This window comes from Streptomyces canus (genome assembly GCF_030816965.1).
GTDB lineage: Bacteria > Actinomycetota > Actinomycetes > Streptomycetales > Streptomycetaceae > Streptomyces > Streptomyces canus_E.
In genome coordinates this window covers 8,263,289-8,282,517 of sequence record NZ_JAUSYQ010000002.1, presented here as the reverse complement: position 1 = coordinate 8,282,517, position 19,229 = coordinate 8,263,289, and the positions used below count along the sequence as shown (strand labels likewise).

Here is a 19,229-nt window from a genome sequence, read left to right as displayed (position 1 = left end):
TCCTTCCCGGGGGAGGTGCGCGGGGGGTGCGGGCCGGGTCTCCCGGCTTCGGTCCGGCAAACCCTGTGTCGGCGTCCGGTGCACGGGTACGCGGTGCGGACCCCGAAGATCTGGAGGGAGACATGCAGCGAGGCAGCGACCGGCTGAGTCGCCACCGTGACGACGAGATGAAGCACGAACTCCAGGGTCTGCTCCGCTCCGGGCATCCCACCCGGAGTGAGGAGTGGAACGACCCCGAGCCGACCGCCGACGACGATCCGCAGGTCTGGGGCGGACCCGTGGCGCCGGGCAGCGACGGGGCGTCACTGGAGACCGTCCGACTGGAGCTGGCCCGGCTCCTGGGCCGCAGCTCGTTCCCCGCCACTTCCGTGGAGCTGGGGCGGGTGCTGCGCCGCAAGAACGCCCCCGACGCCCTCGCAGAGGCGGTGGAGGGACTGCCACGCAAGGAGAACTACACCAACGTCCAGGAGCTCGCGCGCGCACTCACCCGGACGGAGGGCACCCGGTGACGGCGGAGCTGGTGAGGGAGGTGATGACGCCCGGTGTGGTGGCCGTCCGCCCCGACGCCTCGCTGGTCGAGGCGGCGCGGCTGATGCGCGCGCAGGACATCGGCGATGTCGTGGTGGCCGACGGCCAGCACGTGGTGGGAGTGCTCACCGACCGGGACATCACGGTCCGGGCCGTCGCCGAAGGCGCCGACCCGCTGACGGTGAGTGCCCAGTCGGTGTGCACTCCGGATCCGCTGACCGTCGCCCCCGGCGACCCGCTGACGCAGGCGGTCGCGCTGATGCGTGCGCACGCCGTCCGGCGGCTGCCGGTCATCGAGGACGGCCTGCCCGTCGGCATGGTGAGCCTCGGGGACATCGCCGAGGGCCGGGACCCGGGGTCGGCGCTCGCCGACATCAGCCGTGCGGATCCGGACGACGGGGCCCCCGTATGAACCTGGGCCAGGCCGCGGAGATCAGTGCCACCGGTGCCACGGTCGACGTCGGGGACGTGACCACCCGGTATCTCCTCTACGGGCTACTGCCCGGCTGGTTCGTGCCGGGGCTCGCCGACTGGGTGATGCACCGGCGCACCCGCATCGAGGACACCGCGGGGACGAAGGAGTCCCTGATCCACTCCTTGATGATGGCCGAAGTGGGCATCCCCATCGCGCTCACGCTGCGCTACGAGGTCAATCCGCTGCTGCTGAGCGTGCAGCTGGGCGGCGCGGCCGTGCACGAGGCGACCGCCCTGTGGGACGTGAAGACGGCCGTCGACAGCGACCGCGAGGTCAAGCCGGTCGAGCAGCACATCCACAGCTTCCTGGAGTCGCTGCCGTTCGCCGCGCTCGCGTCGCTGATGTGCCTGCACTCCGACCAGGTGAAGTCGCTGCTGCGCGGCGGGCGCGCGGATCCGGACGCGTGGCGGCTCGTGCCGCGCAGGCGGCCGCTGTCACCGGGCTATCTCGCCGGTATCGGCGCCGCGATCGGCGCCTGTGTGCTGCTGCCGTACGGCGAGGAGCTGCTGCGCTGCGCTCGCGCTTCCCGCGCAAGGAAAAAGCTTTCCAGGAAAGGACGTTGAACCATCATGCGTATCGCGTTTCTGACCGCACCCGAGGGCGTCGAGCAGATCGAGCTCACCGATCCGTGGCAGGCGGCGGTGAACGCGGGGCACGAAACCGTGCTCGTGTCGACCGAGCCCGGCAAGATCCAGGCGTTCAACCATCTCGACAAGGCGGACACCTTCCCCGTGCAGGAGGTCGTGGGCGAGACGTCCGCGGACTCCTTCGGCGGGCTGGTGCTGCCCGGCGGCGTGGCCAACCCGGACTTCCTGCGGACGGACGAGAAGGCCGTGGCGTTCGTACGGGACTTCTTCACCCAGGGGCGCCCGGTGGCCGCGATCTGCCACGCGCCGTGGACGCTCGTCGAGGCGGACGTCGTACGGGGCCGGGTGCTCACCTCCTGGCCGAGTCTCGAGACGGACATCCGCAACGCGGGCGGCACCTGGGTGGACGAGCAGGTGAAGGTCTGCGACCACGGGAACAACAAGCTGGTCACCAGCCGCAAGCCGGACGACCTCAAGGCGTTCTGCGAGACGTTCCTGGACGTGTTCGCGAAGGAGGCCGCCTAGTGGACGCCGCCGACCGCAAGCAGCGTCAGCGCGAAGGTTTTCACGCCGACGACCCGACCGCCGGGCCGCTCACCACCGACCAGGGCGTCGAGGTCGACCACACCGACGACTCGCTCGCCCGCCGGTGAGCGCGGTCCGACCCTCATGGAGGACTTCCACTTCCGGGAGAAGCTCACCCACTTCGACCACGAGCGGATCCCGGAGCGGGTGGTGCACGCGCGGGGCGCGGGCGCGTACGGCTACTTCGAACCGTACGAGTCCTGCGCGGAGTTCACCCGTGCCGCCTTCCTCCAGGACCCGGCGGTCCGCACCCCCGTCTTCGTGCGGTTCTCGACCGTGCAGGGACCCAGGGGCTCCGCGGACACCGTGCGGGACGTGCGGGGCTTCGCCACCAAGTTCTATACGTCGGAAGGCAATTACGACCTCGTCGGGAACAACTTCCCGGTCTTCTTCATCCAGGACGGCATCAAGTTCCCGGACTTCGTGCACGCGGTGAAGCCGGAGCCGCACAACGACATCCCCACCGGCGCCTCGGCACACGACACCCTGTGGGACTTCGTGTCGCTCCAGCCGGAGACCCTGCACGCGATCATGTGGCTGATGTCGGACCGGGCGATCCCGCGCAGCTACCGCATGATGCAGGGCTTCGGTGTGCACACCTTCCGGTTCGTGAACGCGGAGGGCAAGGGCACCTTCGTGAAGTTCCACTGGAAGCCGAGGCTGGGCGCGCACTCGCTGGTGTGGGACGAGGCGCAGGAGTGCCAGGGCCGTGACCCGGACTTCAACCGGCGCGACCTGTGGGACGCCATCGAGGCCGGCGAGTACCCGGAGTGGGAGCTCGGCGTGCAACTGGTGCCGGAGGAGGACGAGTTCGCGTTCGACTTCGATCTGCTCGACGCCACGAAGCTCATCCCGGAGGAGCAGGTGCCCGTCCGGCCGATCGGCCGGATGGTGCTCGACCGCAACCCGGAGAACTTCTTCGCCGAGACCGAGCAGGTCGCCTTCCACACCGCCAATGTCGTGCCCGGTATCGACTTCACCAACGACCCGTTGCTCCAGGCGCGTAACTTCTCCTATCTGGACACCCAGTTGGTCCGGCTGGGCGGGCCGAACTTCTCGCAGCTGCCGGTGAACCGGCCGGTGGCGCCGGTGCGCACCAACCAGCGCGACGGCTACCACCAGAGCGCGATCCACCGGGGCACGAACTACTTCCCGAACTCGCTCGGCGGCGGCTGCCCGGCCCACGCCGGTGTCGACGGGCACGCGTTCACCCACTACGCGGAACGCGTGGACGGACACAAGATCCGGCGGCGCAGCCCGAGTTTCCAGGACCACTACAGCCAGCCCGCGCTGTTCTGGAACAGCATGGCCAACTGGGAGAAGCAGCACATCGTCGAGGCGTTCCGGTTCGAGCTGGGCAAGGTGGGTGCCCGGACCGTGCGGGCCCGGACGGTCGAGCACCTCGCAAAGGTGGACGGCGAGCTGGCGACGCAGGTGGCGCGCGGTATCGGGGTACCGGAACCGACCGCGGGCGAGACGGCGTACAAACTCTCCTCCCCCGCTCTCAGCCTGGAGTCGCTGCGCGGCGACGGCTCCATCCGCACCCGGCAGATCGCGGTCCTCGTCACCGACGGGATCGACGCCGAGCAGGTGACCTCGGTGCGGGAGCGGCTGGCCGCCGAGGGCGCCGTGGTGGAGGCGCTGGCTCCGACGGACGGCGAGGTGCGGGGCGCCGACGGCGAGCTGTACACCGTCGACCGCGCGCTGGCGACCGTCGCGTCCGTGCTGTACGACGCCGTTCTGCTGCCCGGTGGTCCCGTGGGCACCCCGCCGACGGCATCCGACCAGGACGTCATGCGTTTCGTGCGGGACGCCTACCGGCACGGCAAGCCGATCGGCGCGCTCGGCTCGGGCGTCGGGATCCTGTCGTCGCTGGAGCCGGAGGGACTACGGCTGTCCACCGAGTTCCACCGCGTGGAGACCGACCAGGGCGTGGTGACGGAGACGTCCCCGGGTCCGGCGGGCGAGGAGTTCCTGAACGCGTTCGTGGCCGCGATCGCGGCACACCGGCACTGGGACCGGCTGCCGACGCGCCACTGAGCCTCCGGGCACGTCACCGGTGGCCTGCTGATCACGTGATCGGCAGGTCACCTTCGGCTGTCCGCACCGGGCCCCTGGTCAGTCCAGCGCCGGTGTGGCCGACTCCCCCGCCCCGCGCTCCCGCGCGCCCTCACGCGTGCGGCCCGCGGCCACCGTCCGGCGCGGGTTGCGGCGCAGGTACTCGCCCTCGAGCCGGGCCATGCGCTCGTTGTGCGTACTGAGCGCGTCGTTCGAGCCGTGGAGCAGCGTTTCGTGCCGGGTGCGGTGGATCGTCTCCAGCTCTTTCATGAGCTGTTGGTCGTCCAACCTGCTGGGGTCGACTCCGGTCATGGTGGTGTCCCGCTCGTCGTGTTCGTTCATGGGCTTCGGGTACCCGCCCGGCAAGCATTACCGCACTGCCCCCGAGCGGCATCCGGGAGGGAACCCATGGATCTCGCCTTTCTGCATCCACTCTACGAACATCCGGGCCCCTGGGCCTCTGTGTACGTCGACGCCCCCCGCCCCACGGAGGACACACTCCACGAACGGCATCTCGCGGCGGTCGCGGTCGCCCGCGAGCTGTCCACGCAGGGGGCCGACGAGGAGACCTGCGTGGCCGTGCGGGAGGCGATCGAGGAACTGCGGCACTCGTCCGAACCACATGGCCGGGCCCTCTTCGCGCGGGCCGGCGAGGTCGTCCTGGACCCGGCGCTGACCAGGTCCCCCGAGGGCAGCCTGGTCCGCTGGGCCCCGCTGCCGCACACCGCGCCGCTGCTGGAGCTGGCCGGCGAGGACCCGGTGTGCGTGGTGGCGTACGTCGACCGCAAGGGCGCCGACTTCGAGCTGCGCGGGCCGCTCGGCCGGCAGGGCGCCGGTTCGGTCACCGGCAAGCAGTGGCCCGTCCACCGGACGAGCAGCTCCGACTGGTCGGAGCGGCACTTCCAGCTGCGGGTGGAGAACACCTGGGAGCACAACGCGGCCGAGATCGCCGACGCGCTCGCCGTCTGCCAGGAGGAGACCGGCGCCGACCTGCTGATCCTGGTCGGTGACGAGCGGGAGAAGCGGTCCGTGCACGAGCGGTTGCCGAAGCGGCTGCAGGGCCGGGTCGTCGAGGCCGAGCACGGTGCCGGCAGCCGGCTGCTCGACGAGGACGTGGAACAGGCCCGTGCCGAGCATGTACGGCAGCGCGCGGAGCGGGAGCTGGAACGGTTCCTCGCGGCCCGCACACCGGGCGACGACGGGCAGCCCGGAGCCGTGGAGGGTGTGCCCGCGCTGGTGGAGGCGGCACGCGAGCACCGTATCGACGCACTCCTGATCCGCCCGGACGGGCCGGATGCGCACCGTGAGGTGTGGGTCGGGGAGGACCCGGACCAGGTGGCGGTCCGCCGCACGGATCTGAAGATCCTCGGCGAACAGAACTCCTGGTCGGCCCGGGCGGACGACGCGCTGATCAGGTCGGCGGTGGCGACGGGAGCTCCGGCGCTCTCGGTGACACCGGCGAGCGAGGAGGCCCCGGTGGGCGGCCTGGGCGCCCTGCTGCGCTGGGTCTGAGGCGCCTCGGGCGGGCCCGGTGACCTGCGGTTACCGGGCCCGTTCCACGCGTCGCTCGTCCCACACCGGCTCCGCCGTCTCGCGCACCCGCCCGTCCGAACCGAAGACCAGGTACCGGTCGAAGGAGCGCGCGAACCAGCGGTCGTGGGTGACCGCGAGGACCGTGCCGTCGAAGGCCTCCAGGCCCTCCTGGAGGGCCTCCGCGGACTCCAGGTCGAGGTTGTCCGTGGGCTCGTCCAAAAGGAGCGCGGTGACGCCCTGGAGCTCCAGGAGGAGGATCTGGAAGCGGGCCTGCTGTCCGCCGGAGAGCCGGTCGAAGCCCTGCTCGGCCTGGCCGGTCAGCTCGTAGCGGCGCAGCCGGGACATCGCGGCGCCCCGGTCCTGGGCGTGCTCCTTCCAGAGGATGTCGAGAAGGGTGCGGCCGAAGAGCTCCGGATGGGCATGCGTCTGCGCGAAGTGCCCGGGCACGACCCGCGCCCCGAGCTTCCACTGCCCGGTGTGCGCCACGGTGGAGTCCCCCGCCAGCAGCCGCAGGAAGTGCGACTTGCCGGAACCGTTCGAGCCGAGGACGGCGACGCGTTCGCCGTAGAAGACCTCCAGGTCGAAGGGCTTCATCAGGCCGGTCAGTTCAAGTCCCGCACAGGTGACCGCCCTTACGCCGGTACGACCACCCTTGAGCCGCATCTTGATGTCCTGCTCGCGCGGCGGCTCGGGCGGCGGGCCGGCCTCCTCGAACTTGCGCAGCCGGGTCTGGGCGGCGCGGTAGCGGGAGGCCATGTCGGGGCTGTTCTCAGCAGCCTGACGGAGCGTCAGCACCAGCTTCTTCAACTGCGCGTGCTTCTCGTCCCAGCGTTTGCGCAGTTCCTCGAAGCGGGCGAACCGGGCCTGCCGCGCCTCGTGATACGTGGCGAAACCGCCGCCGTGCACCCAGGCGTCCGCGCCGGCGGGCGAGGGCTCCACCGACACGATCTTCTCGGCGGCCCGGGAGAGCAGCTCCCGGTCGTGGGAGACGAAGAGAACCGTCTTGCGGGTCTCCTTCAGCCGCTCCTCCAGCCAGCGCTTGCCGGGCACGTCGAGGTAGTTGTCCGGCTCGTCCAGCAGCAGCACCTGGTCCGTGCCGCGCAGCAGCGCCTCCAGCACCAGCCGCTTCTGCTCACCGCCGGACAGGGTCCGCACCTGCCGGAACTGCGCCTTGTCGTACGGCACCCCGAGCGCGGCCATGGTGCACATGTCCCAGAGCGTCTCGGACTCGTAGCCGCGCACCTCGGCCCAGTCGGACAGGGCCTGCGCGTACTTCAGCTGGGCGGCCTCGTCGTCGACGGTCATGATCAGGTGCTCGGCCCGGTCGACCGCCTGCGCGGCCTCCCTGATCCGGGGCGGCGCGACCGACACGAGCAGGTCCCGTACGGTCGTCTCGTCCCGTACGGACCCCACGAACTGGCGCATCACCCCGAGGCCGCCACTCACGGTGACCGTCCCGCCGTGCGGTTTCAGCTCGCCGGAGATCAGCCGCAGCAGGGTGGTCTTGCCGGCGCCGTTGGGCCCGACGAGGGCCACGACGGCCCCTTCTCCCACCCGGAAGGACACATCGCCGAGCAGTGCCCTCCCGTCGGGGAGGTAGTACTCGAGGTGCGCGGCTTCCAGATGTCCCATGGGGCGCATTGTCGGTGCGAGGGCGGGGCCTGGGCAAACGCATATCTCTCGACATACCCGCCACGGCATGAACCCCGACGCCGACCTCACGCTTCACCGCCGCCGTGAAGGCCGCGAACGGCACCCCGTGGGCGGCTGCGTCTGTCGGGCGTCGCACCGGGCACGCTCCGGTGACTGATTGCCCGTCAGTCCATATAGCAATACACGGGTCTCACCATTCGACATACGGGCGTACCGTTCCGTGTACCGACGGACAGGTCGAGAAGGGGAGCTCAGTCATGCCGGAATCGCAGGACAAGGCACAGGACAAGCCGCGGGAGACCGCCGTCTACACGCACGGTCACCACGAGTCCGTGCTGCGCTCGCACACCTGGCGCACCGCCGCCAACTCGGCTGCCTACCTACTCGGTTCGCTGAAGCCCCACATGAAGATCCTGGACATCGGCTGCGGACCCGGCACGATCACCGCCGACCTGGCGGCCCTGGTCCCGGACGGGCATGTCACAGGGGTCGACCACGCGCCCGGCATCCTGGACCAGGCCCGCGCCACGGGCGCCGAGCGCCACCTGACGAACGTCGACTTCGCGGTCGCGGACGTGCACGCCCTGGACTTCGAGGACGACACCTTCTGCGTGGTCCACGCCCACCAGGTGCTGCAGCACGTCGGGGACCCGGTGCGGGCGCTGCGCGAGATGAGGCGGGTCACCAGGCCGGGCGGATTCATCGCGGTACGCGACTCGGACTACGCGGCCATGACCTGGCACCCGGCCTCCGAGGGGCTGGACGACTGGCTGGACCTGTACCGCCGGGTGGCCCGGGCCAACGGCGGTGAGCCGGACGCCGGGCGGCGGCTGAAGTCCTGGGCGCTGCGGGCGGGTCTGACGGACATCACGGCGAGCTCCGGCACCTGGACCTACTCCACCGCCGAGGAGCGGGAGTGGTGGAGCGGGCTGTGGGCGGACCGCACGGTGGCCTCGGCGTACGCGCAGCGGGCCACCGAGGGCGGCCACGCCACGGCGGAGCGACTGCGGGCCGTCTCGGACGCCTGGCGGGACTGGGGCAAGAAGGACGACGGGTGGTTCTGTGTACTGCACGGAGAAATTCTGTGCCGAAAGGAAGTCTGAAACACAGATTCCGGGAAACTCGGAATGCAGGAGGTTCACATTATGATCGCCATCCTGCTCGTGCTGCTTCTGGTGCTGATTCTTTTCGGCGCCGGTTTCGCAGTGAAGATTCTCTGGTGGATCGCACTGGCTGTGCTGGTGCTGTGGTTGCTGGGGTTCCTGATGCGTGGGACGACATCGGCCGGAAGCAGGGGTCGTTGGTACAGGTGGTGACGTTCCCCGCGGAAGTCATTCCCGGGGAAGCAACGGTCCCAGCGGCCCGAGGTCCAGGTTCAGGTCCTCGGGCCGCAGTCCGTACCGCTCGCGCAGTTCGGTCATGCGGTCGTCGAGGAGCATCAGCGTGAGCCCGATCCGCTCCTCCTGCTCCTCGCTCAGGTCGCCCTCGTCGAACCGGCGCAGCGCCTGGCGCTCCATGAGCTGCCGCAGCAACTCCACGACGGTCAGCACGAGCTTGACCAGGTCCCGCTCGACCGTGTCGGGCTCCAGGTCCAGCCGGTTGCGTCGAGCCGTCACGACAACTCCTCCCACGGTGAGGGAACTTGCGCGTTGACCGAGCTGATCAGCGCGTTCAGGTCGATGCGCACGAGGTCGACGTCCGCGATGCGCAGGGTGATGTCCCCCGTGATGACGACCCCGCCGGCCAGCAGCCGGTCGAGCAGGTCGACGAGGGCCACCTCGCGGCGTTCGATGACGGTCACGGCTGCTGTTCCTCCCCCGCGAAGGAATAGGCCGCCCAGGGCCCTGTGAGTTCCACACGCATTCCCGGGACGTCGTCCTTGGTCCGGTCCACCATTTCCACGAATTCCTCGGACTCGCTGCGCGGCACAAGATAGGCGGCATTCAGAACATTCTGTCCTGAGGCCCCCGAAAGCGTGGGGTTCTGCGGGGCGTGCAGCCGCGCGTCCTCGGCGTAAGCGGAAAGCTTTTCGTGCAGCCGGGTCGCGAAAGCCTCCGCCTGCTGCCACATGTCCTCGTGCGAACGCACCCGCTCGCGCCGCTGCCGCAGATAATCCCGGCCCGAGACCGGCTTGGCCGACGTCTCGGTCGTCTCCGCACGGGCCGGGGCCGCCGTCTCGACGTACACCTTGACGCCCCACTCGACCCGGCCCTGAAGCCGGTCGAGGGTGCGCCGGAAGCCTTCCTCGCGTTCCTCGATCATCACCCGGACACCGCTGTCGTCACGGAAGACGGTGCCGAGCCGGAGCGGCAGCGGGGTGGTGACGACGGTGAGCGCGTCGATCACGCTCTGGTGCGCGCGCACGGTCCCGGTCAGCCACTCGAGGTCCTCCAGATGCCTGCGGAGCGGCTCCTCGGCGAAGTCCCGCTCCGGCACATGACTGACGACGGCCACCAGGCCGTGGTGGTGCAGCAGTCTGGGCGGGTCACCGGCCACCCCGGCCAGCTGGGCCTGCAACGGAGTGCCGAAGGGGCGGCAGACGGCGTACACGTACCGCAGTCCGGTCATGAACTCTCCTCCTCGGCACGACGACTGGGCTCCAGCTCCTCCAGGCGCGCGAGCCGCTCGCGCAACTCGGCGTTCTCCCGGGTGAGTTCGTCACGGCGGGCGCGGGTGGACAACGCCGGGTCGTCCTCCCACCAGTCGATACCCATCTCCTTGGCCTTGTCGACCGAGGCGACGATGAGCCGCAGTTTGATGGTGAGCAGCTCGATGTCGAGCAGGTTGATGCGGATGTCGCCCGCGATGACGATGCCCTTGTCCAGCACTCGCTCCAGGATGTCGGCCAGGTTGGCGCCGCTCCCCTGGCCGTACGGATCCGGGAGCCGGCTGGGCATGCTCATCGTCGGCTCCCGCCCTCGGCGTACTCGTATTCCTCTTCCTCTTCTTCCTCGGGCACGTCTTCCTCGTCCGCGGATGCCTCGGCGTCGGGCTCCTCGGCCTCCTCGTCGTACTCCTCGTACTCGTCCTCGGGCTCGCCCTCGTCCTCGGTCTCGTCCTCGGCGTACGGGCCTTCCTGCTCTTCCTCTTCCTCGGTGTCCTCGGCCCCTTCGGCGCCCTCGGACTCCTCCTCTTCCGCCACCGCGTCCTCGTGGCTCTTGACGACCTCGCCGTCCTGGATCTCGCCGCGCCAGCCGTCCTCCGCCTCTCCCTTGAGAGTGATGAAGCGGGCGAAGTGCTTCAGGTCCAGCCGGGCCCGGCGGCCCTGGGCGCGCCAGATGTTGCCGGTCTTCTCGAACAGGCCCTTGGGGTAGTACTCGATCACCAGCAGGACGCGGGTGAGGTTGTCGGCGAGCTTGTGGAAGGAGACGACGCCCTTGGCCGTGCCCTTGGCGCCCTCCGACGTCCAGTGGATCCGGTCGTCGGGGATCTGCTCGGTGGTGGTCGCCTTCCAGCTGCGGTTGGACCAGAAGATCTTCATCTGCCAGTCGGTGTGGGTGTCGTCGGCGCGGTTCGCGCTCTTGACGCCCTTCGCGAAGGTGGAGAAGTCCTGGTACTGGGTCCACTGGTCGTAGGCCGTACGCAGATCGACGCCGACGTCGATGAACTCGATGATCACCGTCGGCTTCTGGCCCGCGCCACCCTTGCGCTTGCCCTTGCCGCCGCCGAGGTTCTTCAGCGCGCCCACCACGTTGTCCTTCGCGCGGGTGGCTCCGACCTCCACCGCCGAGCGCAGCGGTCCCTTGTCCTGGGCGAGCTTGCGGCCGCCGTCGAGGGCGAGCTTGGCGAAGCCGGGGCTGTTGCCCTCGGCGATGTCGTTCAGCTTGCCGGTGGTCTCGCCCAGCTTGCGGCCGACGCCGACCAGCATGCGCTGGGCCTGCGCGGCGACGTAGTCCTGCAGCTCGGCCTTGAGCCGGTCGGCGGCCTCGCTGTGGGCCACGTCCGTGAGCGGGTTGTTCTTCGCCTTGTCGGTCGCGTTGCGGGCGGATCCGAGTGTCTCGGTCATCACTCACCGCCTCCCTTCGGCAGCCGGGACCGGGCGCCCCGGCCGGCTCCCCCGGCAGCGGTCGCCTTGTTGGCGGCCGTCTTCTTCGCCGTGGTCTTCTTGGCCGCGGTCTTCTTGCCGGCCGCGCGGCCCTGGCTCTGCGCCGTCTTCTTCGTGGGCGGCTTCCGGCCCGGCGCCTTCTGCGCGGACTTCTTGGCGGGGGCCTTTTTGGCGGGGGCCTTTTTGGCGGTCTTCCTCGCAGCGGCCGGAGCCTCGTCCTGCTCGTCCTCGGTCTCGTCCGCCTCGTCGTCCTCGTACTCGTCCGAGGGCTCCTCGTCGGCCTCGGCCTCGGTGTCCCCAGTCTCCTCCTCCCGGGCCTCCCCGTCGCCCTCGGACTCCTCGTCCTCGGAGACTCCCGGCACCTCCGGCGCCACGCCCGCGAGCTCGTCGCGGACCTGGGCGGTACGGCCGTGCAGCCGGTCTGCGATCGCCTCGATCTGCCGCTCCACCATGGCACCCGAGGCCGCCTTGCCGACACCTCGCAGGTCCTCGCGGAGCGTGTCCCCTATCTCCTTGAACTGCGGGTTCTTCAGCAGTTGCTGGGAGACCAGGTCGGCCAGCGCCTTGGGGCTCAGATGCATCCGCTTGCCGGCCACGAGCGTGCCGACGGCGAACGCCAGTTTCAGTTTCTTCGTACGTCCGAGGAGGTATCCGGCCCCTACGGCAAGGCCCAGTCCCGTTCGGTTCATCGCATCGTCCCGTCGCCAGTCCCCGCGCCGCCGCGCAGGCCGATCTCCAGTCGTTCGAGGAGTTCGTCCTCCTGTCGGTCGAATTCCTCCTCGTCGATCTCGCCCGCGTCGAGTCGCTCCTCGAGCTGGGCGAGTTCGGCCCGGACCGTCGCCGGGTCGTAGTAGAGACGCTCCGCTTCGTTCAGCACCTGTCTGATCACCCAGGCGCTGCCGCGCACCGGGGCGAACGGCAGCAGCAGCACCTCTCCGATGAGACCCACGGCCGCCTCACTCCTCCGCGTGGTCGATGCCGACCGTGGTGCCCGCGGGTTTGGCCGGACCGGGGTCGACGAAGCTGTACGGCGGCAGCGGGCCGTTGACGCGCAGGTCGAGGTGCGGATGGTCCTTGCGCAGCTGGTCCACCGCCTCCAGGAAGGACGCCGCCGCGTCGCGCTCCACGAGGAAGGACACGTTGGCGAGCCAGCCCGAGGACTCGGGGCCCACGCTGACCGCGTCGGCGACCGCTTCCAGGGCGCGCTGCACCTCGCCGGCGTCCTCGGCCTCGCGGGCCTTGACCGCGGCCACGACCATCTCGCCGAGCCTGAGGCGCTCGTCGTAACTGCCGCCGCCCGCCTTCCGGTTGGCCTCGGTCACGGCGCGGATCTCCGGGTTGTCGGACATCACGCGGTGCAGTACGGCCTCTTCGTCGTGCGTGGCCTTGACGTTGTACTCGACCTTGCCGTCAAGGGCCCTCAGTCGCTCCTTGTAGTGCTCGGAGCGTTCCGCGAGGACACCGGTGACGGTGCCGTCGTCAGGGGCGACGCTGCCGAACCGCATGGGCAGGATGCAGCCGCCCGCGCCCGCCTCGCTCAGGACGTTCTGGTGGGCGAGGAGATCACGGCGCTTGGGCCGCAGCCCTTCGGGGGCGTCGCTGACGATGGCCGCCAGATCGCCCTCCTTCAGCACCCGCACCGGAAGCGCGGGGTCGCCGACCCCTGCCAGGTCCTCGGGCAGCGCGGGGTGGGAAGCGGCGGTGATGCCGTACACGTACGTGCTCACTCCTCTTCCTCCTTCCGGCGCGAGGACGTCGCCTTGCGGGCTCGCGGCCTGGACTCCGTCTGGCCCTCCTCACGGGCCTGCTTGAAAGCACCGGAGATGGTCTCGGCGGCACCGGAGAGCGCTCCCTTGGACTTGCCGCGGGCGCCGGACTCGGTCATCTCGCCGACCAGGTCGGGCAGGCCGGGGTCCTTGCGCGGCCCGGCCTCCAGGTCCAGCCGGTTGCACGCTTCGGCGAAGCGCAGGTAGGTGTCGACGCTGGCCACCACGACCCGGACGTCGATCTTCAGGATTTCGATGCCGACAAGGGAGACCCGTACGAACGCGTCGATGACGAGACCCCTGTCGAGGACCAGTTCCAGAACGTCGTAGAGGCCGCTGGAGCCGCCTCCGCCACCGCTCTGTTGTGCCGGGACAACGGTCATGTCGACCGCGCCTCCTCTTCTGTGTGCTGGTGAACGGATGTCTGTGCGGTGGGGCGGCCTAACGGCCGCCCCGCCTGTGTGCGTCCGCGCGCCCGCGTTCATAACGGCGAACGCGCCGATATCCGGTGAGCTGTCCTTCCGGGTCGAGTTCGACCTGGTAGCTCGCCATCAGGCTCATCGTGTCGGGCACGCGGGGCAGCTCCAGGACCTCGATCTCGAGCGCCCAGCCGTCCTCCGTCTGTTCGAAGGACGACACGTTCTCGGCGGCCATGCCGATCAGCTCGGCCAGCTGGGTGCGCGCGTTGCGCAGCACCTCCATGGGATTCGGCCGCCGGTTTTCCGCCACGCGCTCTTCGGTGTCCTTTTCTGCCCCTTCGGGGGCACTTCGTGAATTCCGTGATTCCGATGAGTTTTTTGTGTTCGACATGGCACCTCTCACCTCGGGTGGCCGCTCGTTCCTTCGCCAAACCTTCAAGAGGGCATCAACGCGTTCAGCCTGCGCCGGGCGGGACCGAGGGCGCGCCCCTTGGCCATGACCCCGGCCCACGGATTGCTGCGGGCCTGTCCGACCGCGTCGGCGATGGTCCAGCGGCGAGCGTCCAGGCCCGGGTCGTCCAGCTGGTCCCAGGCCATCGGGGTGGCCACGGGAGCGCCGGGTTTCGCCCGTACGGTGAAGGGTGCGACGGCGGTCTGCGCGTAGGCGTTGCGCTGTACGTCGAGGTAGAGGCGGTCGCCGCGGTCCTTCTTCCGGGCGGCGGTGGTGAGCCGGTCGGGCCGGCCCGCGACCAGGGTGTCGGCGACGTCCCTGGCGAACTTCCGGACCTCGTCGAAGTCGTGCCGGCCGTTGAGGGGCACGATCACATGCAGCCCGCGCGAGCCGGTGGTCATCAGCGCCGAGGGCAGTTTCAGCTCGTCGAGCAGTTCCCCGAGCAGCCGGGCCGCCTCGTGGACCGCGGCGAAGTCGTCGTCCCCGGCCGGGTCGAGGTCGAAGACCATCCGGTCGGGCCGCTCGACGCTGGCCACCCGGGACAGCCAGCGGTGCAGGGTGAGGGAGGCCTGGTCGGCGAGGTACAGGAGAGTGGCGGTGTCGTCACAGACAGTGTGGCAGACGGTGCCGCCCTCCTTCGGCACCTCGACGCGGCCGATCCACTCCGGGTAGCTGTCCGGGGTGTTCTTCTGCATGAACCGGGGGCCGGTGACTCCGTCCGGATGCCGTTCCAGCATCAGCGGACGGCCCCGCAGGTGCGGCAGCATGAAGGGCGCGACGGACCGGTAGTAGTCGACGAGATCGCCCTTGGTGTACTCCTTGGCGCCGTCGCCGCCGGGGAAGAGCACCTTGTCCGGCCGGTGCACCTCGACGGTGCGCTTCCCCACCCGTACCGACCGTGTGTCGTCCCCGGTCACGGCACGATCGCCTGCTCCACCAGCAGCCGGCCGGCAGCCGCGATCGACTCGGCGTCTATGCCCGCGGCGTGCAGCTGCTCCTCGGGCGAGGCCGAGCCCGGCATCGTACGGACGGCCAGGCGCACCAGGCGCGGTACCGGCCGGCCGTCGGCGAAGGCGTCGAGGACGGCGTCGCCGAGACCGCCCTCCTCGCGGTGGTCCTCCACGGTCAGCAGACAGCCGGTGTCCTCGGCGGCCTGCCGCAGGGTGGCGCGGTCGACGGGCTTGACCGAGTACAGGTCGACGACCCGGACGCGGATGCCCTCCTGGTCCAGCGCCTCGGCGGCCTTCAGTGCCTCGTGCACGGTGACGCCCGCGGCGACGACCGTCAGCCGGTCGCTCTCGGAGGAGCGCAGCACCTTGCTGCCGCCGATCGGGAACTCCTCCTCGGGGCCGTAGATCACCGGGCTCTCGCCGCGACCCGTACGCAGATAGCGGATGCCGTCCAGGCCCGCCATCTCGGCGACCAGGTGGGCGGTCTGGTTGGCGTCGCACGGGTACAGCACGGTCGAGCCGTGGATCGCCCGCATCATCGCCAGGTCCTCCAGGCCCATCTGGCTGGGCCCGTCCTGCCCGATGGCGACGCCCGCGTGCGAGCCGACGAGGTTGATGCCGGCCCCGCTGATGGAGGCCATGCGCACGAAGTCGTAGGCGCGGGTGAGGAAGGCCGCGAAGGTGCCGGCGTACGGCACCCAGCCGCGCGCGGCGAGTCCCACGGCGGCCGCGACCATCTGCTGCTCGGCGATGTAGCACTCGAAGTAGCGGTCGGGGTGTTCCTTGGCGAAGAACTCGGTACGGGTCGAGTCGCCGACCTCGCCGTCGAGGGCGACGACGTCTCCGCGTCCGGTGCCGAGGGCGGTGAGGGCCTGCCCGTAGGCGTTCCGGGTCGCCACTTCCTCGCCGGTGTCCCAGCGGGGCAGTTCGAGGTGCCCTGAGCGGACGGCGTGCAGCATGCGGGCGGCCGGCGGCTCGTGCACCTGGACACGGAGGTCGCGTACGCCGCCGAGCTCCTCGATGGCGTCGTCGGCGTTCTTCAGCGGCTTCCCGTGCAGTCCCTCGCGGTCCTCGACGTCGGCGACGCCCTTGCCCTTGAGCGTGCGGGCGAGGATCGCGGTGGGCTGCCCCTTGGTGGACTCGGCCTCGCCGTACGCGCGGTCGACGGCGTCCACGTCGTGCCCGTCGACCTCGACCGTGTGCCAGCCGAAGGCCTGGAAACGGCGGGCGTAGGCGTCGAGGTCGTGGCCGTGCCGGGTGGGGCCGCGCTGGCCGAGCCGGTTGACGTCCACGATCGCGGTGAGGTTGTCGAGGTGCTCGTGACCGGCGTGCTCGGCGGCCTCCCAGACCGAGCCCTCGGCGAGCTCGCTGTCGCCGCACAGCACCCACACGCGGTAGCCGGTGCGGTCCAGCCGCTTCCCGGACAGCGCGATGCCGACGCCGACCGGCAGTCCCTGGCCCAGCGATCCGGTCGCCGTCTCGACCCAGGGCAGCTTGCGCGGCGTCGGGTGTCCTTCGAGACGGCTGCCGAGCTTGCGGAAGGTCAGCAACTCCTCGTCATCGACGACACCGGCCGCCTTGTACGCGGAGTACAGCAGCGGGGAGGCGTGGCCCTTGGACAGCACGAAGCGGTCGTTGCCGGGGTGTTCGGGGCGGTCGAAGTCGTAGCGGAAGTGGTTCGCGAGAAGTACGGCCATCAGGTCCGCGGCGGACATCGAGGAGGTCGGGTGCCCGGAGCCCGCGGCGGCCGATGAGCGGACACTGTCCACGCGCAACTGCTGGGCGAGTTCGACGAGTTCACCGGTGTTCATGAGTCTCCTTCTGCGGGGTCCGCATCGGTGCGCTTGACGGGTCCGGGGGCTTGAGCCGGCTCACCGTCGGGTTGGCTCTTGGCGGGTTCGGGGGCGGGTTGACTCTTGGCCGGCTCACCGCCGGGCTGGCTCTTGGCCGGTTCGCGGGCGGACTGGCTCTTCGCCGGCTCACCGCCGGGCTGGCTCTTGGCCGGTTCGCGGGCGGACTGGCTCTTCGCCGGCTCACCGCCGGGCTGGCTCTTGGCCGGTTCGCGGGCGGACTGGCTCTTCGCCGACTCACCGCCGGGCTGGCTCGTCGCAGGCTCGGGTGCCTTCTGCTCAGGCGACTTCTGTTCTGGCGCCGGGCGCTCTGGCGCCTCCTGCTCAAGCGCATTCCGCTCAAGCAACTCCCGCTCAGGCAGCCGCCGTTCAGGCGACTCCTGCTCAGGCGCCTGCCGCTCAGACGACTCCTGCCCAGGCGCATTCCGCTCAAGCAACTCCCGCTCGGGCAGCCGCCGTTCAGGCGACTCCTGCTCGGCCGCCTCGCGCGCCTTCGCCTCCGAGATCACCGCCTCGCCCGCGCTCGCCATCACCGTCGGCTCCCGCGCATCGGCCCGCTCTCCCGTTGGCTCCCGCGCATCGGCCCGCTCCACCGCCAGCTCCCGCGCATCGGCCCGCTCCACCGCTGGCACGGCCGGCTCGACCTGCCCCACCACCGGCTCCCCCCGCTCGGCCCGCTCCACCACCGGCTCCCCCGACTCGGCCCGCTCCACCGCTGGCACGGCCGGCTCGACCTGTTCCACCGCCGGCTCCCCCCGCTCGGCCCGCTCCACCGCTGGCACGGCCGGCTCGACCTGTTCCACCGCCGGCTCCCCCCGCTCGGCCTGCTCCACCGCGGACGCGGGCGGCGCGGCCCGCTCGGTCGGCCTCTGTCCCGGCCTCGTCTCCTGCTCCGTCGCCGCCCCGGGCCCGGAGCGTGCGTCGGCCTCCTGGCGTGCCTGTGGTCGTCCCGGGACCCGGGCCAGCTCCGGCGAGGCCGTGTCCAGCGGTACCGACCAGGACCGTACGAGGCCCAACTGGACGGCCTGGCGCGGGAGTACGGCGTCCAGCAACCAGTCGGCGGCGACCCGGACACGGTTGCCCGGCATCGCGGCGAGGTGGTAGCCGCGGGTGACCGCACCGGCCGCGAGGCCGGACAGCGGCACGCCCAGCGGGTTGGCGGCAGCCTTCACTCCGCCGAGGTCCACGACGAAGCCGAGGTCCCGGTGTTCGTAGGGGCGGCGCACACCGGCTCCCAGGGAAGCGGCGACGTTGAGGGCCGCCGTACGCCCCTGGCGCCAGGCGTGCTGCGCCGTCATCGGCGTGAACTGCCCCGGATTCTCCAGATCGGGCACCGCGGCCGCGTCACCGCACGCGAACACCTCGGGCCGCCCCGGTACTTGCAGGTTCGGATCGACGAGCAGCCGGCCGCGCTCCATGGGCAGCCCGAGCGATTCGGCGAGCGGATCGGGCCGTACGCCCACGCACCACACCAGCGACCGTGTCTCGACGAACTCACCGTCGGTCAGCAGCACTCCGTCCGGCGTGGCCTCCTTCACGGAGGTGCCCATCCGCACCTCCACACCCCGTTCCCTGAGCGTGCGGTCGGCGGTGCGAGAGAGGTGCTCGTCGAGTTCGGGCAGGACCCGCTCCGCGACATCGAGGAGGAGCCAGCGCGGCCGCATCCCCTTCCGCAGCGGATGCCTGCGCACCTGCGCGTCAGTGAACAGCTGCCCGTGCGCGGCGACCTCCGTGCCCGTGTAACCGGCGCCGACCACGACGAAGGTGCACCGCGCGGCGCAGGTCGCGGGATCGTCGGCGGCCGCGGCGAGCTCCACCTGCCGGGTCACGTGGTCGCGCAGATACAGCGCCTCGGGCAGTCCGCGGAAGCCGTGCGCGTGCTCGGCGACCCCGGGGATGGGCAGCAGTTTGTTGACGCTTCCTGCGGCCAGCACCAGCCGGTCGTAGCCGAGCGTGCCGCCGCCGCCCTCGGGGTCGGTGTAGTGGACGGTGCGTCCGTCCAGGTCGATGCCGTCGGCCTCGCCGAGCACCAGCCGCACCCGGGGCAGGGTGTCGGAGAGGGAGACGGTCACCCGCCGGGGTTCCAGGATCCCGGCGGCGACCTGGGGCAGCAGGGGCAGATACAGGAAGTAGTCGGTCGGGTTCAGCAGGGTGATGTCGGCCTTGCCGCGGGCCTTTCGGGACAGTTCCTTGGCCGTCCGGTACCCGGCGAAGCCGGCACCGACGATCACGATGCGGGGTCGACTCACGGTTCGCCTCCGGGGCTGTCGCGTACCTCGGGAGCCTTCCGCGTCCCCCTGGCCGGAGCACCCAAACGCCGGTTTCCGTA

Annotated in this window: 21 protein-coding genes and 2 pseudogenes; 8 read left to right on the top strand and 15 right to left on the bottom strand. The window is 70.7% G+C overall.

Features of this window, described 5'->3' with window-relative positions; translation table 11 throughout:
* Positions 1-122: 122 nt before the first annotated feature.
* From QF027_RS39005 to QF027_RS38985, 5 genes and pseudogenes are all read left to right on the top strand, one after another.
* Complete coding sequence (locus tag QF027_RS39005; RefSeq protein WP_306974230.1) at positions 123-509, top strand: DUF2795 domain-containing protein; 387 nt, start codon at positions 123-125, stop codon at positions 507-509.
* Complete coding sequence (locus tag QF027_RS39000) at positions 506-940, top strand: CBS domain-containing protein (RefSeq protein WP_306974232.1); 435 nt, start codon at positions 506-508, stop codon at positions 938-940. Before QF027_RS39005 ends, QF027_RS39000 begins: the two co-directional genes overlap by 4 nt.
* A complete protein-coding gene (locus QF027_RS38995; protein WP_307080033.1) occupies positions 937-1,566 on the top strand; it encodes a diguanylate cyclase in 630 nt (209 codons plus the stop codon). The genes QF027_RS39000 and QF027_RS38995 overlap by 4 nt, the downstream gene beginning before the upstream one ends.
* A gap of 6 nt (positions 1,567-1,572) precedes the next feature.
* Complete coding sequence (locus QF027_RS38990; RefSeq protein ID WP_306974236.1) at positions 1,573-2,115, top strand: type 1 glutamine amidotransferase domain-containing protein; 543 nt, start codon at positions 1,573-1,575, stop codon at positions 2,113-2,115.
* Positions 2,073-4,215, top strand: a pseudogene (locus tag QF027_RS38985) (catalase). Before QF027_RS38990 ends, QF027_RS38985 begins: the two are co-directional and overlap by 43 nt.
* 78 nt (positions 4,216-4,293) lie before the next feature.
* Here QF027_RS38985 and QF027_RS38980 read toward each other — a convergent pair.
* The gene (locus QF027_RS38980; RefSeq protein WP_306974240.1) at positions 4,294-4,575 is read right to left on the bottom strand and encodes a DUF6158 family protein; all 282 of its coding nucleotides are present in this window, start codon (positions 4,573-4,575) and stop codon (positions 4,294-4,296) included.
* A gap of 66 nt (positions 4,576-4,641) precedes the next feature.
* Between QF027_RS38980 and QF027_RS38975 the strand changes: the two genes are divergently transcribed.
* Positions 4,642-5,745, top strand: coding sequence for a baeRF2 domain-containing protein (locus QF027_RS38975; RefSeq protein ID WP_306974242.1), 1,104 nt, complete (start codon positions 4,642-4,644; stop codon positions 5,743-5,745).
* A 30-nt stretch (positions 5,746-5,775) separates the two neighbouring features.
* Here QF027_RS38975 and QF027_RS38970 read toward each other — a convergent pair whose 3' ends face one another.
* Complete coding sequence (locus tag QF027_RS38970) at positions 5,776-7,398, bottom strand: ABC-F family ATP-binding cassette domain-containing protein (RefSeq protein ID WP_307080031.1); 1,623 nt, start codon at positions 7,396-7,398, stop codon at positions 5,776-5,778.
* Between the two features lie 278 nt (positions 7,399-7,676).
* Between QF027_RS38970 and QF027_RS38965 the strand changes: the two genes are divergently transcribed.
* Both QF027_RS38965 and QF027_RS38960 read left to right on the top strand, forming a co-directional pair.
* A complete protein-coding gene (locus tag QF027_RS38965) occupies positions 7,677-8,522 on the top strand; it encodes a methyltransferase domain-containing protein (RefSeq protein ID WP_307080029.1) in 846 nt (281 codons plus the stop codon).
* Between the two features lie 42 nt (positions 8,523-8,564).
* On the top strand, positions 8,565-8,735 hold the full coding sequence (locus tag QF027_RS38960; protein WP_062037266.1) for a hypothetical protein: 171 nt from the start codon (positions 8,565-8,567) through the stop codon (positions 8,733-8,735).
* Between the two features lie 15 nt (positions 8,736-8,750).
* Here QF027_RS38960 and QF027_RS38955 read toward each other — a convergent pair whose 3' ends face one another.
* The 13 genes and pseudogenes from QF027_RS38955 to QF027_RS50045 form a co-directional block, all read right to left on the bottom strand.
* On the bottom strand, positions 8,751-9,035 hold the full coding sequence (locus tag QF027_RS38955; RefSeq protein WP_306974249.1) for a gas vesicle protein K: 285 nt from the start codon (positions 9,033-9,035) through the stop codon (positions 8,751-8,753).
* Complete coding sequence (locus tag QF027_RS38950; RefSeq protein WP_306974251.1) at positions 9,032-9,220, bottom strand: gas vesicle protein; 189 nt, start codon at positions 9,218-9,220, stop codon at positions 9,032-9,034. Before QF027_RS38950 ends, QF027_RS38955 begins: the two co-directional genes overlap by 4 nt.
* Positions 9,217-9,987, bottom strand: a complete 771-nt coding sequence (locus tag QF027_RS38945) for a GvpL/GvpF family gas vesicle protein (RefSeq protein ID WP_306974252.1) — start codon at positions 9,985-9,987, stop codon at positions 9,217-9,219. Before QF027_RS38945 ends, QF027_RS38950 begins: the two co-directional genes overlap by 4 nt.
* On the bottom strand, positions 9,984-10,322 hold the full coding sequence (locus tag QF027_RS38940; RefSeq protein ID WP_057608233.1) for a gas vesicle protein: 339 nt from the start codon (positions 10,320-10,322) through the stop codon (positions 9,984-9,986). Before QF027_RS38940 ends, QF027_RS38945 begins: the two co-directional genes overlap by 4 nt.
* On the bottom strand, positions 10,319-11,425 hold the full coding sequence (locus QF027_RS38935) for an SRPBCC family protein (RefSeq protein ID WP_306974256.1): 1,107 nt from the start codon (positions 11,423-11,425) through the stop codon (positions 10,319-10,321). The genes QF027_RS38940 and QF027_RS38935 overlap by 4 nt, the downstream gene beginning before the upstream one ends.
* Positions 11,425-12,153 carry a DNA primase gene (locus QF027_RS38930; protein ID WP_307080027.1) on the bottom strand — a complete coding sequence of 243 codons (729 nt, stop codon included), beginning with the start codon at positions 12,151-12,153 and terminating at the stop codon, positions 11,425-11,427. The genes QF027_RS38935 and QF027_RS38930 overlap by 1 nt, the downstream gene beginning before the upstream one ends.
* Complete coding sequence (locus tag QF027_RS38925) at positions 12,150-12,413, bottom strand: gas vesicle protein GvpG (protein ID WP_306974260.1); 264 nt, start codon at positions 12,411-12,413, stop codon at positions 12,150-12,152. Before QF027_RS38925 ends, QF027_RS38930 begins: the two co-directional genes overlap by 4 nt.
* Before the next feature lie 7 nt (positions 12,414-12,420).
* The gene (locus QF027_RS38920; RefSeq protein WP_307080025.1) at positions 12,421-13,191 is read right to left on the bottom strand and encodes a GvpL/GvpF family gas vesicle protein; all 771 of its coding nucleotides are present in this window, start codon (positions 13,189-13,191) and stop codon (positions 12,421-12,423) included.
* The gene (locus tag QF027_RS38915; protein WP_306974264.1) at positions 13,188-13,613 is read right to left on the bottom strand and encodes a gas vesicle structural protein GvpA; all 426 of its coding nucleotides are present in this window, start codon (positions 13,611-13,613) and stop codon (positions 13,188-13,190) included. The genes QF027_RS38920 and QF027_RS38915 overlap by 4 nt, the downstream gene beginning before the upstream one ends.
* A 58-nt stretch (positions 13,614-13,671) precedes the next feature.
* Entirely contained in the window at positions 13,672-14,040 is a 369-nt protein-coding gene (locus tag QF027_RS38910; protein ID WP_306974266.1) for a gas vesicle protein GvpO, read from the bottom strand.
* A 44-nt stretch (positions 14,041-14,084) separates the two neighbouring features.
* Positions 14,085-15,017: a non-homologous end-joining DNA ligase gene (ligD, locus tag QF027_RS38905; RefSeq protein ID WP_307080022.1), complete on the bottom strand. Its 933-nt coding sequence runs from the start codon at positions 15,015-15,017 to the stop codon at positions 14,085-14,087.
* Positions 15,014-16,861 (bottom strand): transketolase, encoded by a 1,848-nt coding sequence (locus QF027_RS38900; RefSeq protein WP_306974270.1) that lies wholly within the window; start codon positions 16,859-16,861, stop codon positions 15,014-15,016. The genes ligD and QF027_RS38900 overlap by 4 nt, the downstream gene beginning before the upstream one ends.
* 977 nt (positions 16,862-17,838) lie before the next feature.
* Positions 17,839-19,131 (bottom strand): annotated as a pseudogene (locus tag QF027_RS50045) (NAD(P)/FAD-dependent oxidoreductase); the annotation flags it as partial.
* Positions 19,132-19,229: the final 98 nt, after the last annotated feature.